Genomic DNA, 16,363 nt, shown 5'->3' on the forward strand with positions numbered 1-16,363 from the left:
TAAAGGAAAATTTAGAAATTGCCATTAAACCACATAAGAAAAGCTTTGTAAACTCGCTTAGCGCTTAGCTAAGGCCGTGTACACTTTAGTTGAATGGTAATTGCCAAAAAATGTGGCACGCTGTATGAATACAACATGCCACATCTTTTGTCTATATAAGTCTATAAGTTTTGTTCTTCACGAATACGAGCTTCTAATTCTTGTTGTTCTCGTTTTTGTACCGCTTGGTTTTCTTCTTGTTCCATTTTCAAACGTGCTCGTTTTACTTCTGGATGAGGATCGTTAACCAATGTTTCCGCATCAATTTCTTCTAGCGCACGGCCAACGTTTTTAACAGATTCAAATTGATCCAACGTTGGTTTAGCCCCTGCATCTAATTCATGGGCGCGTTTAGCTGATAAAATTACTAATGAATATTTTGAGTTTACTCGATCTAATAATGAGTCGATAGATGGGCGTAGCATCATTTTGACTACATCTCCTTTAACATTTTAATGTATTTGCCGATCACGCGATCGACTCTAAAGTGTTCGCTGGCAATAATTTCTTTGATTCGCTCTACTGCAAGGAGCACTTCATCATTTACAACGGCATAATCATAAAGTGCCATCATTTCAATTTCTTCTCTGGCAACTTTCATCCGCTCTTCAATCACTTCAGCGGCATCTGTTCCGCGACCAACAATGCGGGATTTTAATTCATGTAAATCCGGCGGTGTCAGGAAGATAAAAACGCCATCTGGCACTTTTTCTTTCACTTGGCGGGCTCCTTGGACCTCAATTTCAAGAAATACATCTTTGCCTTCATCTAATGTTTTTTCAACATAAGAAAGTGGGGTGCCGTAGTAGTTGCCGACATATTCCGCATACTCTAGCATTTGCCCAGCTTCGATTAATTCTTCAAATTCTTCCCGGGTACGAAAATAATAATCGACCCCATCAACTTCTCCTTCTCGCATTGCACGGGTAGTCATGGAAATGGAATATTGAAAGTCATTATCATCACTTTCAAAAATTGCCTTTCGCACAGTCCCCTTACCAACACCTGAAGGCCCTGATAATACAATTAATAAGCCTCGCTCTGACATACTGACGTCCTTTCACTTCTTGTTTGCTGGTCAACTTTTACTTTACGCAAATTTTAACAGTGATTCTATTATAGACGCAAACGTCCAAAATTGCTACCTTTGAATAAAAAGTGCTGTTTTTTGTTTCAAACAGCTTTTTTATTAAAAAAAGCTTATTTTGAGTAAAAAAACTTGGCAAATTTCCTTAGCTTTTGTGCCATCAGGGGCTGATTTTTGAAAACTCGTTATTTTCCTTATCCTTTAAAAATAATTTAAAATCCCATATTGGATAATGTATTAACAATCGTCGTAAACTCATCTTTACGTTTTTGATTTGTATCGATTGGATCAGCGACTTCTTCAACATCCGTTCGCGTAATAAATTTTCGTTCCAAAATGACATTCGTTTCATTTACCATCAAAAATAATTGTTCAGGTGTAACTTTGACACAAGCATCTTGCCATGCTTCAAAAGGCGCTTGTTCAGAAGGCACCCCTCGTTTTATGACAGCGCGACCGGAAACTTCATGGAAAGTAATATCATAATATTTCATTTTAATTCATCCTTTCTAAACCAATTTTTTTATTTAACTTATTTTGGTATCACATACTGTTATTCAATATTTTGCACCTGTTCACGAATTTTTTCCACGATTGTTTTCATTTGTACGACAAATTCCTTAATTTCAATTGCCGAACTTTTGGAGCCAATGGTATTGATTTCACGATTCATTTCTTGAATAAGAAAATCTAATTCTCTTCCTACGGCCTCTTCTTTTTGTAAAATAGCAGCAAATTTTTGCAAATGAATCGCCAAGCGATCCAATTCTTCATGGATGTCCCCACGTTCAATTAATAACGCCATCTCGGTTAATAACCGTTCTTGATCGACTTGATTTCCAAGATATTCTTGCAATTTTTGCTCGAAACGTGTTTTAAAGGTCTCTTCGAAGGTTTTATTAAATTGTTTTAACAGTTCCAATTGTCCTGAAAGTGCCTGTGCGTTTTCTGTTAAAATCGCTAAAATGGCTGCTCCTTCTTGTTGACGGCTAGTATTTAATGCCTCAGTCGCTTGACTTACGGCTGCCACCACGAAGGATTCTAATTGCGTATTATCTGCTTTATCTTGCTTTACCTCCACATAATCAGGCAGCGTTATGACTTGCTCTAAAATTCTGGCCACCGATACTTGCGGTTCTCCATAACGAGCAGCAGCTTCTCTTTGCAATTCATTCACCAGTTTGTCTACAAGCGGCCAATGAATCATCACCTCTTTATTGGTATCACCCAGTTCATTAATGGTGACAAAGACCTCTACTCGCCCTCTTTGGACCGATTTTTTCACGGTTTGGCGAATACTATTTTCCAATTCATTAATTTGTTTGGGGTTGCGAATTTGCAAATCTAAAAAGCGATGATTGACACTTTTTATTTCGACTTCCACTTGGTAAGCTGAACTTTCTACGCTGGCTTTACCAAAACCTGTCATACTCTTCATATTTTTTTGGCTCCTACTCCATCGATTTTAACGCTTGTTGTAAAGCTGAAAATTCTTCATTACTTAAGGTGATACCTTTTCCCATTTTTTCATGATCTGGACCCCAGTCCCGCAAATCAAATTTAGGCGCTCGCCCGTTCCAGCTCACAATATTTAATTCTTTGCGCCAGCCTTTATCGTTTTCAGATAAAACGGCAATTTCTTCTAAAATTTCATATGAAAATTCTTGTGCCATTTGTCTTCCTCCCAGTATCTCTTCTTTATTATAATACGTAATTTCCTAACAAACTATTTCCTTTCACGATAAATCCCGCTAGTTTCCTTCTCACTAGCGATAGCTTCGTTACCTTTCATTTTAATAGCGCAATGAGGCAGCCTTACTCCTGATAATCAGCAAATCGCTAAGAAATCTGCTGCATCACCTCTTTTACAAAGCTTCTGGATACTCACAAAACACGTACTTGCTAAATTCAGCGGTAACAATGCTGACGGCTAAATTTTCCAGTAAAGTTTGTGGGAAATTAAACGGGTATTCTTTTAATTGTAAAAAAGATAAAAACAACCGGGAATCTGACCATGCAACTAATCGTTCTCGGTATAAATGCAGCCACTCTGCTACAGATAAGGTGGCGTTAAATTCCCCCATTTGGCCTGCACAAGCCTGTTTTACTTGGGTTATAAAAAACTCTTGTTGATAAATTTCATCTGGCAAGACATTTAACCAAACGCCACTAAGTTCTGCTATGGCTAAGCCGGCAGTTTCAAAGGAAACTTTTTTCCCATAGGCATTTTTTAACTTACGCCAAAAATAAGGCGCTTTAATAATTTGCCATAGTGGATGCTGTTGCTTTCGTAATTGCTTGCAAAATTGCTGCCATAATCCATTGAAATCTTCTTTTACAAAAGTATACCAAAAACCGGTATACCGCTGAAAATATTTCAGCGTCTCCAAATAGCCTAGCCGTAAATTGTACTTGGAACGCTGCGGATCAAAAACCAAAAAACTCCCTAATGTCCAAGGTGAAGATAACGGAATTGTAGCCACATTTGATGGGGGTTGATAATTTTTAGTGAAACCAGGACCTTTTACGTCGACTACAATGCATTCTGTTGCCCCCTTTGCCACAGCAACATCAACAGGCACATTATTACGATACCCCCCGTCGATATAAAAATCCCCCGCAATCTCAGTAGCTTTCATCGCCGGATAAAAAGACGCAGAGGCGCCTAACCACTGGAGCGCTGTTTTTAATTGTTCTTTTTTAAAGTGATACACATGCTCACTAAAATCTGACAGTCGTGTGGTACAAACATATAACTGCTTTTTACTTTGTAACATTTTCTTTCCATCAAAAATTTTTTGCATTAACCGACTTAACGGTTCCGTACTCGCACCATTTTCCCGCAAAGCAGTAAAGGTAAGGGAACGAACTTGGCGCAATAATAAATTTAAGGCGTGAGTATCTGCTGTGGCCGCGGGGAATTGCAATACTTGATCGGTACTTAAACTTTCCCAAAGTTGGCTAGCTGCCTTTAAGTCATTTAATAAAATCAAACCGCCATTTAACGCGCCCACAGAAGTTCCTGTTACAATGGAAAAATTAATTTTTAGCTCTTGTAATGCCCGCCACACGCCAATTTGATAGGCCCCTCTGGCTCCACCACCGCCTAAAACTAGCGCCGTTTGATACTGACAGCGGCGGCTAAAGACTCCTTTTTCTACGTGAAAATCATTAGCTATCAGCCAGTTTAAAACTTCGGTCGAAATTCTTTTAGGATCAAGTTCAAAGCGTAGGCCTGAAAAAAAATTCATGCGACAAAAATTGTCTACTAGTTGCAACAATCCTTTGCGACTACCACTTTGCTCGCTGTCCCATAAAAAATTGGTCAAATCAAAAAAATTATCCGCTGCCAACTTACCAGTTAAATAAACAGTCAGATCTTTTTTCCTTAACTGCCAGACGGTTTCCGATTTTACTTTTTTCTTCATATCTGCTCTAGCTGCGCTATTACTGGCAAAAAAGAAGAAGAGTTGACAACTACGTTTGAAAACGGGTTGGTAGTCAATAAAATCAGAGGGATATAGTTTTATCGTCTGCATTATTTCACCTCTTTTACTTAAATATGCTGCAAAATTTACGAAACCTGCTTATTTTTAGTATAACAAAAGTTAACCCAACTGCCTCTTGCTATGAATCTCATGTCTGAAAATAGAAAAAAGGTCACATCTCTTTACTTGGCTTTCATAAAAAAACCAACAAAGACTTGCGACCTGTTTTATATTTAATAAGTTTTTGATTTCAAAGCAAAGGCATCCCGCATTTCTTTTGTTGCCTCTTTCACTGGTGTTACTTCTTTTAATTCACCTTGCACAATCGTTCGTGTTATCCCTTCAATTTCCCCACAAGTAATTAAGGTGACGAGTTTTTTCCCCTTAATGACATCTAAATATTGGACTTCTGTCGGTTGTACTCGGACAATGATTTTTGTTTCATAGGTGTAAATATTTTTTAAATCCGTTAAATAAATGGTATCACCTTTTTTCACTTTCTCTAATGGTGTGAATAATAAATCTGGCTCATAGGCGCGATGAGAAGCTAACGCATAGTTGCCTTCCCCCATTTTTTGATTGGGTTCTAAAGTTCCCGCTCCCCACAACAAGGCTTCATTTGCTAACCCTTTAAAGATTGGTAGATTAATGCCAACTTTAGGGACCGCAACCCCACCAATTGTTGGTAAATTACGATTAGTAAATTGTGCTTTAAAGACTGCCTGACTGCTAGAAGGTACCACCGCATCAAAATCAAAGGAAGCTGGTTTATTTTGATTTTTTTCAATTTCTGCCGCCGTGACTTCAGATACGGCATATTTTTCACCGTTTTTCTCAATTAGAAAGTTTTTAATTTGATTGTTAAAAGTTAAACCCAATCCCACTAAAAGTAATAATAATAACAACAAATTAATCAGCCAATTTTTTAGGCGCGACTTTTTTTTCATGTTATTTTTCTCCTTGATTTCGTAATTTTTTCTACCACTTTCACTTACTACATCCCATTTGGTTTTACTGACCAAATATTTTCGTGTTAAATTTTTTATTTGTTACTGTCATTTTAGCATATTTAGCTCGTGTTTTATACTTTGCCCTTCTTTTCAATAAACCTACCATAAAAATTTGAAAATCCAACTTGAACACAGCGCAAAATTATTACAATTGGTTTGAAATAATTGCAAAAACGTGTTCTTGTTGTAACATAATCTTAAAAGAAAAGATACAAGCATTTTCTCACTGTTTATTGTAAAATAACTTAAAGTGATATAAAGGAGGAGTGGGCAAAATGCCAGAAATGGTCTATGTACATATTGATACAACGAGTAATGCCATTTTGGCCCGCGGAATCACACCGGCGGATTTTGTTCATGGCATTGTGCATTATCCTAGTAATTTACTTTTATTAGATCCTTCCTCAAACTACGGTGAATTTGAAGCACATACCGGTATGAAGATTATTCGAGGCAACGAAAGTGTTGATCGCTTTTTTGACGAAGTACGCAAAGGGCGCATTACCGAAGATTTAAAGTGGATTGATTTTAGCGATGCAGCCATGCTAAAAGAATTAACGCCGCTAGAAATTTCTGAGCTGTTATATTTTGGCCACATGAAAACGCATCTTCATTCACCGTTTTTTTATAAGTTGCAAAACAATTTTGTCTTCTTTGATTTAAAAGATGGCCTAACGCGAATTTACTATCGCTATTTAGACGAATTTTATCGTATTTTAGCTGACAAAATTACCCGCGTTGCATTAGGAAAATTAAATGATCGTCGCAGTTTTTTCAGAAAAGCAACCCCTGTGGAAAAACTTGATTTAAATCTTTTAAAAGAAATGAAGGGACTCTTTCAAGAAGGAGTTATCTTCTGTCTAAAAAGCAGTGAAGTCGTTAATAAAGAATTTCACATTCCGATTTATTTAGTTGAAGAAAGCGGCTTACGCCAAAGCGTCACTTTCGGCTATGATAAACCAGAAATGCTGGTGGCTACTTTAATTTACAGTAAAGCAGAACGAAATTGGTACTTAAAACATGAAGACAACGATTTATTGTTAATGCCAAATTAAACCACCCACACCATTGACTGCAAAAACCAATTTGGTACTTACGTTACAACAGATCTGCTAGTTATCGCCAGATCTTTCAGCAATCACTAAATATTTTACTGATAATACCTTTATTAAAATAAGGCCTGCGACAAATCTTTTGCCACAAGCCTTATTTTTTATTTTGATTTCGCCGCTGAAATGAAATGGCTGCGTTTTGGAATAAACAGTTGTGGTGCTACTTTCACCAAAATACCTAACACCACCGCCACATAAATCGCATTTGCCAAAGCTGAAGCACCATTTAAGATAAAGGAATACAAGTAAGGGTTCATCCCTTCTGGTGCGTAGGCGCCCCAAACGAAAACACCTGCCCAAAAATGCCAAAACCAACGGGCAAAGGCAGCCACTACGCCCCCTAAAACAACATATAAGACCGCGGTATTACGCCGGTGTTCCACTGCTGTCTGGATTTTTTTAGCAAAAATTCCGCCAAAACCACCAAATGCAAAAGCAAAGGGATATTCAAAAATTATTTGTGGTACTGAAACAAAATTTTTCATTGCTGTCCCAATGACAATGCTTAACAGCCCCCAAACAAAACCAGCTGTTAGTCCTGGTATAAGGCCCCGCCGGTAGGAGTATAAAACAAGTGGTACCATCCCCAATGATAGATCAAAGGCCGAATTTGCAGTTTGAATCGGAATAAAAGATAGCGCCATTGCCGCTGCAGCAATTACCGTTCCTTCCACCCATACTTGTAATTCTAGTCTTTTTGCCATAAAAAAATCCTCCTTTAAGAACCGTCACGCAAAGTTTACGACCGGCAAAAACGCCGCAAACTTCTATTCGGGACAAAGGAGAAGTAGCACTTCAAACTTGTCACAATTCCTACGCTCGAATGATCGATACAGGTACGAAGGGTTTAGTAGACTTACAATCTCAGCCAAACGGCTCCCCTTTGTGAACGAATTCTATTTTGTTTTTTTACGTACTCAGCATAGCATATTTTATGTTATTTGTGGAAAGAACAGCTTAAAGCTGTCATGCTAGTAAGATCTACTAAAAATTAACTGCCGCTTTACCGCGTATAATATTCTCCGGTTGCAGGTATCACCACAACTTCTTGTACCATTTTGCCGTTAATTTGTTTACCCACAGTAAAGACGAAGGTTTCTTGGTTATCCACAGTTTTTTCTTCCCCTGTTAATTCATCTTCTTTTAAAGAATAGACTTTTTCCACAGCTTTACTTGCTGCTTTGATTGTTTTCACAGGCTCGGTGAAAATCTGAGTGCTGGCAAATCCATAGGGTGTCATTCGTTGACCATAATTACTTGCATCTTTTAATGCTTGTGCTGTTTTTTCTTTATCATAGCTGACAGTAGCTGTAGTATACGGCAGACCCGATTCATTGAGCGTCACTTGCCACTGCCCTTTTTTAATTTGCGTAATGGTAATGGCAGCTTGTTCATAAGTCGTCCAGTTGCGGCCACTTAATTTTACAGTTTGAGGATTGATTTGTTCAAATTTCCCATTTCCAATAATGCTATTGCCCTGTGCATCGGCTAATAAAACATTATTTTGCGTCGGTGCAGTGGGATTTAAGGCATCTTTTATTTGCATCAAATTAAAGTTCATTTGAAATGCTACAGTTTGATTATCTTTTTTTTGGGCTTTACCGCTGAAAACTTTGTGAACCAAATCATCTTGTGAAAAAGCTAGTGGGTCCTCTTTTGTTTGGCTTGTTGCTGTCGTGATCTCCGTCTTATTTTTATCTGCTTGTTCTATGCTTGCTTGTTGTTGGGCAATGCTTGTAATCGTGTTTTTGGCTTCATCTACTTTTTGACAGCCGCCTAGTCCTAGTGCCAAAAAAAGGAAACCAAAAAATTTTATATACCTGTTCATAAATGCTCCTTATGCTTTTTATTTAATTTTAGCATAAGTTCTTTTCCACGTTTAATTTTTACCCACAACACAATCAGACAGGCCGCAAAAACTGTTTGCAACTTTTAAAACAGCAGCGCTAACGTTGCTAAACTAACAAATAGAAAAACAATTCGATCGTTAAAATAAGAAAAGCCAAAGGAATCCATTTGAGAAATTTATACTTACTTTATAAAAAAACTCCTACCAAAATGGCAGGAGTCAAATGTTGCTTTATTTGGTTGGTTGTTTTGTTTCAAACAACGGACTAACGGGTTTATTTTCGTGAATACGTTTGATTGCTTCTCCCATTAAAGGACCTACAGAGATTTCATCAATTTTTTCAATCCGACGATCTTCAGGCAAGTTAATGGAATCTGTTACGACACAACGTTCAATCGCTGAATCTTGAATTCTTTGCATTGCCGGGCCAGATAATACTGGGTGGGTACATGATGCATAAACACTTTTTGCCCCTGCTTCTTTTAAAGCATTGGCTGCAAGAGTAATCGTGCCTGCAGTGTCGATCATATCATCAATTAACACACATACTTTACCTTCCACATGCCCAATAATGTTCATAACTTCAGCCACGTTTGCTTTTGGACGACGTTTGTCGATGATAGCAATTGGTGCTTTTAAAAATTCAGCCAATTTACGCGCCCGTGTTACGCCACCGTGGTCAGGAGAAACGACAACAACATCATCCCCTGAAATTCCTTTTTCTAAGAAATAATTGGCAATTAATGGTGCGCCCATTAAGTGATCCACTGGAATATCAAAGAATCCTTGGATTTGAGCCGCATGTAAATCCAAAGTTAAGACGCGGTTTGCACCTGCTTTTTCAATCATGTTTGCAACTAATTTTGCAGTAATTGGTTCTCTTGAACGTGCCTTTCTATCTTGACGGGCATACCCGTAATAAGGCATTACCACGTTAATTGTTTTGGCACTTGCTCGTTTCAAGGCATCAATCATAATTAGTAATTCCATCAAATTGTCATTAACAGGACTTGATGTGGACTGAATTACATAAACATGAGCACCCCGAATACTTTCTTCAATGTTGACTTGAATTTCGCCATCACTAAATTGGTTTACTGAGCATTTTCCTAATTCGACACCGACCGCCTCCGCGATTTTTTCCGCCAAAGGACGATTTGAATTCAAGGCAAAAATCTTCAATCTTGGATCGAAATAATGATTTGACATGAGAACCTCCGCTTTCTTCTGCAATTAAAACTACTTTTGTCTGGTCTTCCTAGTAAATAGTAGTCATTTTTGCCTAATAAATCAAGTAGGAAAGTGTTTTCAAAGTGAATTCCATGAGAAAGACTGGGCAAATTCCCACAGCCCGCCAAAAAAAGTACGGGATTTCTGAAAATTCTTCCTTAAATTTCTTGAAATGTTGACTTATTGTCACAGCAAGTTACTTCGCAATGCTAGACAGTTTGAAAAGCTGAACAAATCGGTCACCTCTGAGACATAAGATCAAAATTTGCTAAAATGGCTTTTTCATTTTCGTAAATTTTTACTTATGGCTGAAGGGGTGATTTGTGAAGCTAGACAGTTTGAAAAGCTGAACAAATCGGTCACCTCTGAGACATAAGATCAAAATTTGCTAAAATGGCTTTTTCATTTTCGTAAATTTTTACTTATGGCTGAAGGGGTGATTTGTAAAGCTAGACAGTTTGAAAGGCTGAACAAATCGGTCACCTCTGAGACATAAGATCAAAATTTGCTAAAATGGCTTTTCCATTTTCGTAAATTTTTACTTATGGCTGAAGAGGTGATTTGTGAAGCTAGACAGTTCGAAAGGCTTTTCGAGCTCGTTTTACTCGCCAACAATAAGAATGAAAAAATTCGCAATATGCCGACTTTATAAAAGTAGGTATACTCCGAATTTTTTTAGCACTGGTTAATTACTGCTGCTTTTTATTTATGGTAGGGTAATTTTTTTGCATAATTTTCTTTGTTAACTTGTCGTGCTCTAGCAATTCCCATCGCATCTTTTGGCACGTCTTGATTAATCGTTGAACCCGCTGCGATAAAGGCACCATCCCCTACAGTAATTGGCGCAACCAAATTAGAAGCCGAGCCAATAAAGGCGTTGTCCCCCACATTGGTATGGTGTTTGTTTTTACCGTCATAGTTGACAAAAACAACGCCACAACCTACGTTAATTTCTTTGCCTAAAGTTGCGTCGCCCACATAGGTTAAATGACCAACTTTTGTCCCTTCACCTACTTTGGCATTTTTCACTTCGACAAAGTTGCCAATATGAGCAGTTTCTTTAATTTCAGCTTTTGGCCGTAAGTGGGCAAATGGACCGATATCCACATGGTTGTGTACAATGCTTTCTTCAATACAAGAAGACTTCACAATCACGTGATCGCCAATTTTGCTATCCACAATTTCAGAACCAGCTGTAATAAGACATTCACTGCCAATAACTGTTTGACCTTTTAGATAAACGCCAGGTTCAATCACTGTTTCAGCTCCGATTTTAACACCGGCATCGATATAAGTTGCCTCAGGATTAATGAAGCTGACTCCATTTAGCATGTGTTGGTGATTAATGCGATTGCGCATGATCCGATTCGCTTGGGCTAACGCCACACGATCGTTAACGCCCAGTGATTCATCGAAATCTTCTGTTTGATAGGCCGCCACAATTTTGCCTTCTGATTTCAAAATTTCAATAATATCTGTTAAGTAATATTCTCCTTGCGCATTATCGGTGTTTAATTTACTTAATGCATCAAAAAGTAATTCATTATCAAAACAATAAGTGCCAGTGTTAATTTCTTTTACCCGTACTTCTTCCGGGGAGGCATCTTTTTGTTCCACAATTTTTTCCACAATACCAACGTGATCGCGAATAATACGACCGTAACCGGTTGGGTTTGGCGCTTGCGCTGTTAAAATCGTCGCACTGGCATTTTTCCCTTGATGGTATTCAAATAAATTATTCAACGTCGCCGTTGTTAAAAGTGGTGTATCGCCACTAATTACCAAGGTTGTGCCTTTTTTACCTTCCAAAAATTGCGCTGCTTGCATCACCGCATGACCGGTACCAAGTTGTTCTGCTTGTAAGGCATATTCACTGCGATCGCCTAATTGTTCCTTCACCATTTCAGCGCCATGACCAACAATTGTGATAATTTCTTTTGGTTTAGTTTCTTCCACCCGGTTAATAATGTGTTCCACCATTGGTTTTCCACAAACTGGATGTAAAACTTTATATAATTTTGATTTCATGCGCGTGCCTTTGCCCGCCGCTAGAATAATCCCGTAACGCTCTGTCATGTGTTTCCCTCATTTCAAGTTTTTAACTTCCATTTTAGTTTATCCCAATCACCGTCTCATTTCAAGCAAATCAAGGAAAAGCGAGATAGACCAATTTAAAATAGCTGCTTTACGCTGATAAAGGGAAATAACAAAGTTTTCCCCACTGTCCACAAAATATCGTCAAATTTTATTGGACTGTCAAAAAGTTATCCACTGTGGAAAAGTAATTTTGATTTATCTTTATTTTTCTGTGCAAAAAGCCCCTTGCCACTGTTTTTGACAAGGGGTTTTTCAAATACTTTTTAATAGTCAAACTGACGGTAATAGCGACGGATTTCTAGTGGGTGGCAATTTAATTTTTCCACATGTGCATCAATTCGTTGTGTCACGCAGTGCATCAATAAAAATGATAATACGCGACCGCGATATTTTTCGCTGATTCCTTCAACTGCGTAATCTTTTGAATCAATGAAGGTATAGTTTGCACAAATACGTGGTAATAAGTTTTTCACTCGCTCTGCCAATGGTCGTTGTTCATCTTCACCTAAGAAAAGGGTCACAGGTGTCGTTTCATCCACAATCTCTAAAGTACCGTGTAAAAATTCTGCGGCGTGGATTGATTTTGAACGCAACCAGCTTTGTTCTTCCCAATAACACATTGCATAAGAATAGACTGCTCCCCATTGGTTACCTGCCCCAATGAAGTAATGCATTGCATCATGACGATGTTTTTCAGCAAACTCTAAGCCAAAAGCATCTGCTTGTTTTTCCGCTTCAACTAATCCTTTTGCTAGACTAGCATCCAGTTCTTTATAATATGCTTCATAATCGTTAAATTCACCATTATTTTTCATCAGCCGATCTGCTACCATAAAGAATTTAATTTGTTCTGTACCCGGTGCTGGATAAGTGATTACATGATCGCATTTTTTTGCTAATGGGCTATCTGCAGTATCGATAAAGCCAATCAAGGTTGCGCCTACTTCTTTAATTTCATCAACTGCTTTGACTACTTCTTGGGTAGTTCCGGTCACAGAAGATAAAATGACGACTGAATCTTTGGTTAAACGTTTATTGCCCGTTGTGTAATATTCTGCCGCATGTTGCACGTATGCGGGTAAATTACTTTTACCATTTATATATGTCACTGCCTGCATTGCAGAAGCATACGTTCCGCCAATGCCTAAATAATACAAATTATCAAAACCCTTTTCCCACACGTTATCCACAATTTTTTCTACTTCTGGTCGTAATGCTAATGCACCTTGAATATCATCAATTTGTTTTTGTTCGTTGAATTTTAACATTTTTTCCACCTCTGTCATTTACTTTTATACTTTACTTTTTAATACGCGATCAAAATCATCGAAAATTCGTTGACTTAAATTAATTCCTTTAGCTGTTGCAATTTTATAAGCCAAAATTTGGAATGGAATTACAAGCGCTAAACATGAAACAAGTTCATCACATTCTATTTCCAGCCCTAATTTTTCTGGAGCTTTTGTTGTTTGTGTTGTGATCGTTAACGTTTTCCCAACATATGGCGCCATATAGGACTTCAAAGCGTGTGAACGGGCTTCATTGACACTTTTTGTTTCAATAAAGAATAATATATGCTCACTATCTGCTTCTAAATAAGGGCCATGCATATAGGCTTCTAGTTCAAAGCCTTGTGAAGGTTTACGAACTGTTTCAGTAAATTTTGTTTCAAATTCTTTTGCTGTGCCCCAATTTGGCCCATAACCAATCGCAACAAAACGCGTTCCTAACTTAAAGATGTCTTCATGCAACGTAAAGAAATCATTTGTTTTTGCAATCACAGCCGGAATGGCCGTGATAACTTTGTCCAACTCGTCGCAATAAAAATCAGCTTGTTTTGGTGTCAATGTCCCTTTATTGTGACCAATTGTTAACCCTAGCAAGAATAACTGCAAGACAGTTGTCACATAACCTTTCGTGACAAAACCAACTTTTTCAATCCCCATTTCAAGATCAATAACCTCATCGACCGCTCCTGCAATTGGGCTCGTGATGTCACTGGTTAGCGCTAAAGTAAACAAACCTTCTTTTTTTAATTTAGCGATTGCATCGATGGTTGAGGCACTCTTGCCACTTTGCGAAACTGCTAAAACAGCATCGACTGCAGCACTCACGCGGCCATAGTGATTAAAATTATACGGTTCTTCTATAGTGACAGAGATATTAGCAAACTTTTCTAGTGTGACTTTGGCAGCCAGACAGGCATTGTAAGAAGAGCCCGTCGCCAAGATCAAAAGATTGTTGATTTTTTTAAAACCTGAAACTTTTTTTAGCGTAAATTTATCTAAAATATTTTTTAACGTTACTTCTTCTTCGTTGATATAATCCAACATCGTTTCCATTTGCTAGCCTCCTAGAAAATTCCAACTAAGGAACCTAAAATCCCCACTACAGCTAACCCTAACAAAATGGTCAAAGGTTTTACTTCTTTTTTCAGCAGGTAAAAAACAGCTCCAAATACACCAAGGCATAAAATTTTCGGTACAATATCATCAAAAATACTTTGGACAGTAACTGCATTTTCACCTGAACCAATTTTCATTGGCAAATTGATATCGATCATGGTGGCAGTCATCCCGCCAACGACCATCAACCCGATAATCGAAGCACCTAAAGTTAAGCTTTCCATCATGCCATTTGCTTGAATTTTCTTCAAAAAGCCCGTCCCTAGTTTATAACCCCAGCTCGTCGCAAGATAGCGAAATAAGATATGGGGAATATTGAAAATTAACAAAAACAAGATTGGTCCTAAAATATTTCCTTGTAAAGCCAGTGATGTTCCGACACCAGTAGCAATCAAACGTAGCGTGCCCCAGAAAAATGAATCCCCAATCCCTGCTAAAGGTCCCATCAAAGACGTTTTAATACTATCGATCGCAGAAGTATCAAATTCAGGATCATTCACATTTTCTTCTTCCATCGCAGCATTAATCCCTAAAATTAGGGTCACAATATGTGGCGTCGTATTGAAAAATTCCAAGTGACGTTTTAAGGCATCTGCCATTTGTTCTTTTGTTTGATATAGTTTTTTCAAAATCGGAATCATCGCATAGGCATAGGCCATGTTCATTTGGCGTTCATAGTTCCAGGAAAATTCCATTTGAAATGAGCGCCAAAATACTTTACTTAGATCTTTTTTTGTAATTTTTAATTCAGTATTAGAAGTCTTCGTCATCGTCAACTACCTCCCCAGTCGTGGCTTGAACTTGTGGACCTTGGTTATTGCGAACATTCATAATATTAACTACAACAACTGCGACAATTGCACCAAAAATGGCAATTCCTGTAACCGGAATTTCTAAATACGCCGCCAATGCAAAGCCCAAGAAGAAATACGGTGCTACTTTTTTGTTAATCAATAAGCGTGCCAACATTGCAAAACCTAGTGCAGGAATTAAACCAGTGGCAACCGCTAAACCGTGTTGTACGAATTCTGGAATCATCGCAAGTAAATTGCCAATCGTTTTACTTCCTACCATAAAGGAAATCATGACGATTAATCCTAGCATCAACGATAAACCAAACCCGGCCAATAAATGCATCCGTTCCACGCCTTTGTAATTTCCATCAGCAGCGAAATCATCAGCTTTGTGGTTCATAATCGGAATCAAAAGTCCCAAGTAGATATTTTTCAAAATCAAAGTCAAAGTGGCAATTGGTAAGCCAAGTAATAGTGCCGTTTCTGTACCAGCACCTGCTGTAATTGCAAAAGCTGTTCCTAAAATACCGCCAGTTACAACGTCTGGTGGAATTGAAGCGCCTACAGAAAATGAGCCAATAAATGCTAATTCAAGTGTTGCCCCCATAATAACGCCGGTTTTCACATCACCTAATACAATCCCGGTAAATAGTCCTGTCACAATCGGACGTGACAAAAGGGAAGTCCCCAATGCGTATTCTGATTGTGCAATAAACGCGACAATGCCTAGTAAAATTGCTTGTACAATCATTTCTTCACTACCTTTCTTTTACAAAACCTCAGTAACATTCACCTTTTTATCATTTGGTACTTGGCGAATTTCGACTTCAACACCTTTATCCACCAATTTTTTCAAAAGCTCTTCTTCTGCCGGCAACACATTTACAGCTTTGCCGATACTGCGGGTACCATCTTTTACTTTTGTCCCCCCAAGATTAATTTTAGTGATTTCGGGATAGGCTTCTGCTAGTTTGTAAGCATCCCCGACTGATTCCACTACAATAAATAGTTTGTATTTATCCGTTACGCCACTTTTTAATGCCGCGATAGAATCTTCAATATTTTTAATTACTAATTTCACACCTTGTGGCTTGGCTAATTTAATTGTTGTTTTACGTACTTCATTGTTGGGTACATCGTCGTTGGCAATTAAAATGCAGTCCGCACCTAAGCTTTGGGTCCAGGAAAATGCGACTTGTCCGTGTAATAGACGGTGATCGACACGAGTTAAAATAATCATAGTTTTTCTCTC

The 16,363-nt window shown here is 38.1% G+C and carries 17 protein-coding genes and 1 riboswitch; of the genes, 1 reads left to right on the top strand and 16 read right to left on the bottom strand.

Annotated features, from left to right (window positions below; all coding sequences use genetic code 11):
- Positions 1-161: 161 nt before the first annotated feature.
- From rpoZ to P3T75_RS12460, 7 genes are all read right to left on the bottom strand, one after another.
- Positions 162-467: a DNA-directed RNA polymerase subunit omega gene (gene rpoZ / locus P3T75_RS12430; protein WP_206902567.1), complete on the bottom strand. Its 306-nt coding sequence runs from the start codon at positions 465-467 to the stop codon at positions 162-164.
- A gap of 5 nt (positions 468-472) precedes the next feature.
- On the bottom strand, positions 473-1,087 hold the full coding sequence (gene gmk / locus P3T75_RS12435; protein ID WP_206902568.1) for a guanylate kinase: 615 nt from the start codon (positions 1,085-1,087) through the stop codon (positions 473-475).
- 251 nt (positions 1,088-1,338) lie between these two features.
- Entirely contained in the window at positions 1,339-1,620 is a 282-nt protein-coding gene (locus P3T75_RS12440; protein ID WP_282461752.1) for a lyase family protein, read from the bottom strand.
- 59 nt (positions 1,621-1,679) lie between these two features.
- Entirely contained in the window at positions 1,680-2,564 is an 885-nt protein-coding gene (locus P3T75_RS12445; protein ID WP_230709569.1) for a YicC/YloC family endoribonuclease, read from the bottom strand.
- A gap of 13 nt (positions 2,565-2,577) precedes the next feature.
- Positions 2,578-2,799: a YdbC family protein gene (locus P3T75_RS12450; RefSeq protein ID WP_206902571.1), complete on the bottom strand. Its 222-nt coding sequence runs from the start codon at positions 2,797-2,799 to the stop codon at positions 2,578-2,580.
- Between the two features lie 192 nt (positions 2,800-2,991).
- Positions 2,992-4,665, bottom strand: a complete 1,674-nt coding sequence (locus P3T75_RS12455) for a patatin-like phospholipase family protein (RefSeq protein WP_282461753.1) — start codon at positions 4,663-4,665, stop codon at positions 2,992-2,994.
- A 182-nt stretch (positions 4,666-4,847) separates the two neighbouring features.
- On the bottom strand, positions 4,848-5,561 hold the full coding sequence (locus P3T75_RS12460) for a class A sortase (RefSeq protein ID WP_206902573.1): 714 nt from the start codon (positions 5,559-5,561) through the stop codon (positions 4,848-4,850).
- A 338-nt stretch (positions 5,562-5,899) separates the two neighbouring features.
- Here P3T75_RS12460 and P3T75_RS12465 point away from each other — a divergent pair, with 338 nt between their 5' ends.
- On the top strand, positions 5,900-6,679 hold the full coding sequence (locus P3T75_RS12465; protein WP_206902574.1) for a hypothetical protein: 780 nt from the start codon (positions 5,900-5,902) through the stop codon (positions 6,677-6,679).
- Between the two features lie 158 nt (positions 6,680-6,837).
- Here P3T75_RS12465 and thiT read toward each other — a convergent pair whose 3' ends face one another.
- From thiT to P3T75_RS12510, 9 genes are all read right to left on the bottom strand, one after another.
- Positions 6,838-7,440 carry an energy-coupled thiamine transporter ThiT gene (gene thiT, locus P3T75_RS12470; RefSeq protein WP_282461754.1) on the bottom strand — a complete coding sequence of 201 codons (603 nt, stop codon included), beginning with the start codon at positions 7,438-7,440 and terminating at the stop codon, positions 6,838-6,840.
- 89 nt (positions 7,441-7,529) lie between these two features.
- Positions 7,530-7,629, bottom strand: a riboswitch (TPP riboswitch).
- Between the two features lie 110 nt (positions 7,630-7,739).
- Positions 7,740-8,528, bottom strand: coding sequence for a hypothetical protein (locus P3T75_RS12475; RefSeq protein WP_282461755.1), 789 nt, complete (start codon positions 8,526-8,528; stop codon positions 7,740-7,742).
- 288 nt (positions 8,529-8,816) lie between these two features.
- Positions 8,817-9,794 carry a ribose-phosphate diphosphokinase gene (locus tag P3T75_RS12480; RefSeq protein ID WP_206902577.1) on the bottom strand — a complete coding sequence of 326 codons (978 nt, stop codon included), beginning with the start codon at positions 9,792-9,794 and terminating at the stop codon, positions 8,817-8,819.
- A gap of 723 nt (positions 9,795-10,517) precedes the next feature.
- Positions 10,518-11,891, bottom strand: coding sequence for a bifunctional UDP-N-acetylglucosamine diphosphorylase/glucosamine-1-phosphate N-acetyltransferase GlmU (glmU, locus tag P3T75_RS12485; protein ID WP_206902578.1), 1,374 nt, complete (start codon positions 11,889-11,891; stop codon positions 10,518-10,520).
- A gap of 284 nt (positions 11,892-12,175) precedes the next feature.
- Positions 12,176-13,180, bottom strand: coding sequence for an SIS domain-containing protein (locus tag P3T75_RS12490; RefSeq protein ID WP_206902579.1), 1,005 nt, complete (start codon positions 13,178-13,180; stop codon positions 12,176-12,178).
- 24 nt (positions 13,181-13,204) lie between these two features.
- A complete protein-coding gene (locus tag P3T75_RS12495; RefSeq protein WP_282461756.1) occupies positions 13,205-14,254 on the bottom strand; it encodes an SIS domain-containing protein in 1,050 nt (349 codons plus the stop codon).
- Positions 14,255-14,265: 11 nt separating this feature from the next.
- Entirely contained in the window at positions 14,266-15,087 is an 822-nt protein-coding gene (locus P3T75_RS12500) for a PTS system mannose/fructose/sorbose family transporter subunit IID (protein WP_206902581.1), read from the bottom strand.
- A complete protein-coding gene (locus P3T75_RS12505) occupies positions 15,071-15,862 on the bottom strand; it encodes a PTS mannose/fructose/sorbose/N-acetylgalactosamine transporter subunit IIC (protein WP_206902582.1) in 792 nt (263 codons plus the stop codon). The genes P3T75_RS12500 and P3T75_RS12505 overlap by 17 nt, the downstream gene beginning before the upstream one ends.
- A gap of 18 nt (positions 15,863-15,880) precedes the next feature.
- Positions 15,881-16,351, bottom strand: coding sequence for a PTS sugar transporter subunit IIB (locus P3T75_RS12510; protein ID WP_282461757.1), 471 nt, complete (start codon positions 16,349-16,351; stop codon positions 15,881-15,883).
- Positions 16,352-16,363 lie beyond the last annotated feature (12 nt).

This window comes from Enterococcus montenegrensis (assembly GCF_029983095.1).
In the GTDB taxonomy this organism is placed as follows: domain Bacteria; phylum Bacillota; class Bacilli; order Lactobacillales; family Enterococcaceae; genus Enterococcus_C; species Enterococcus_C montenegrensis.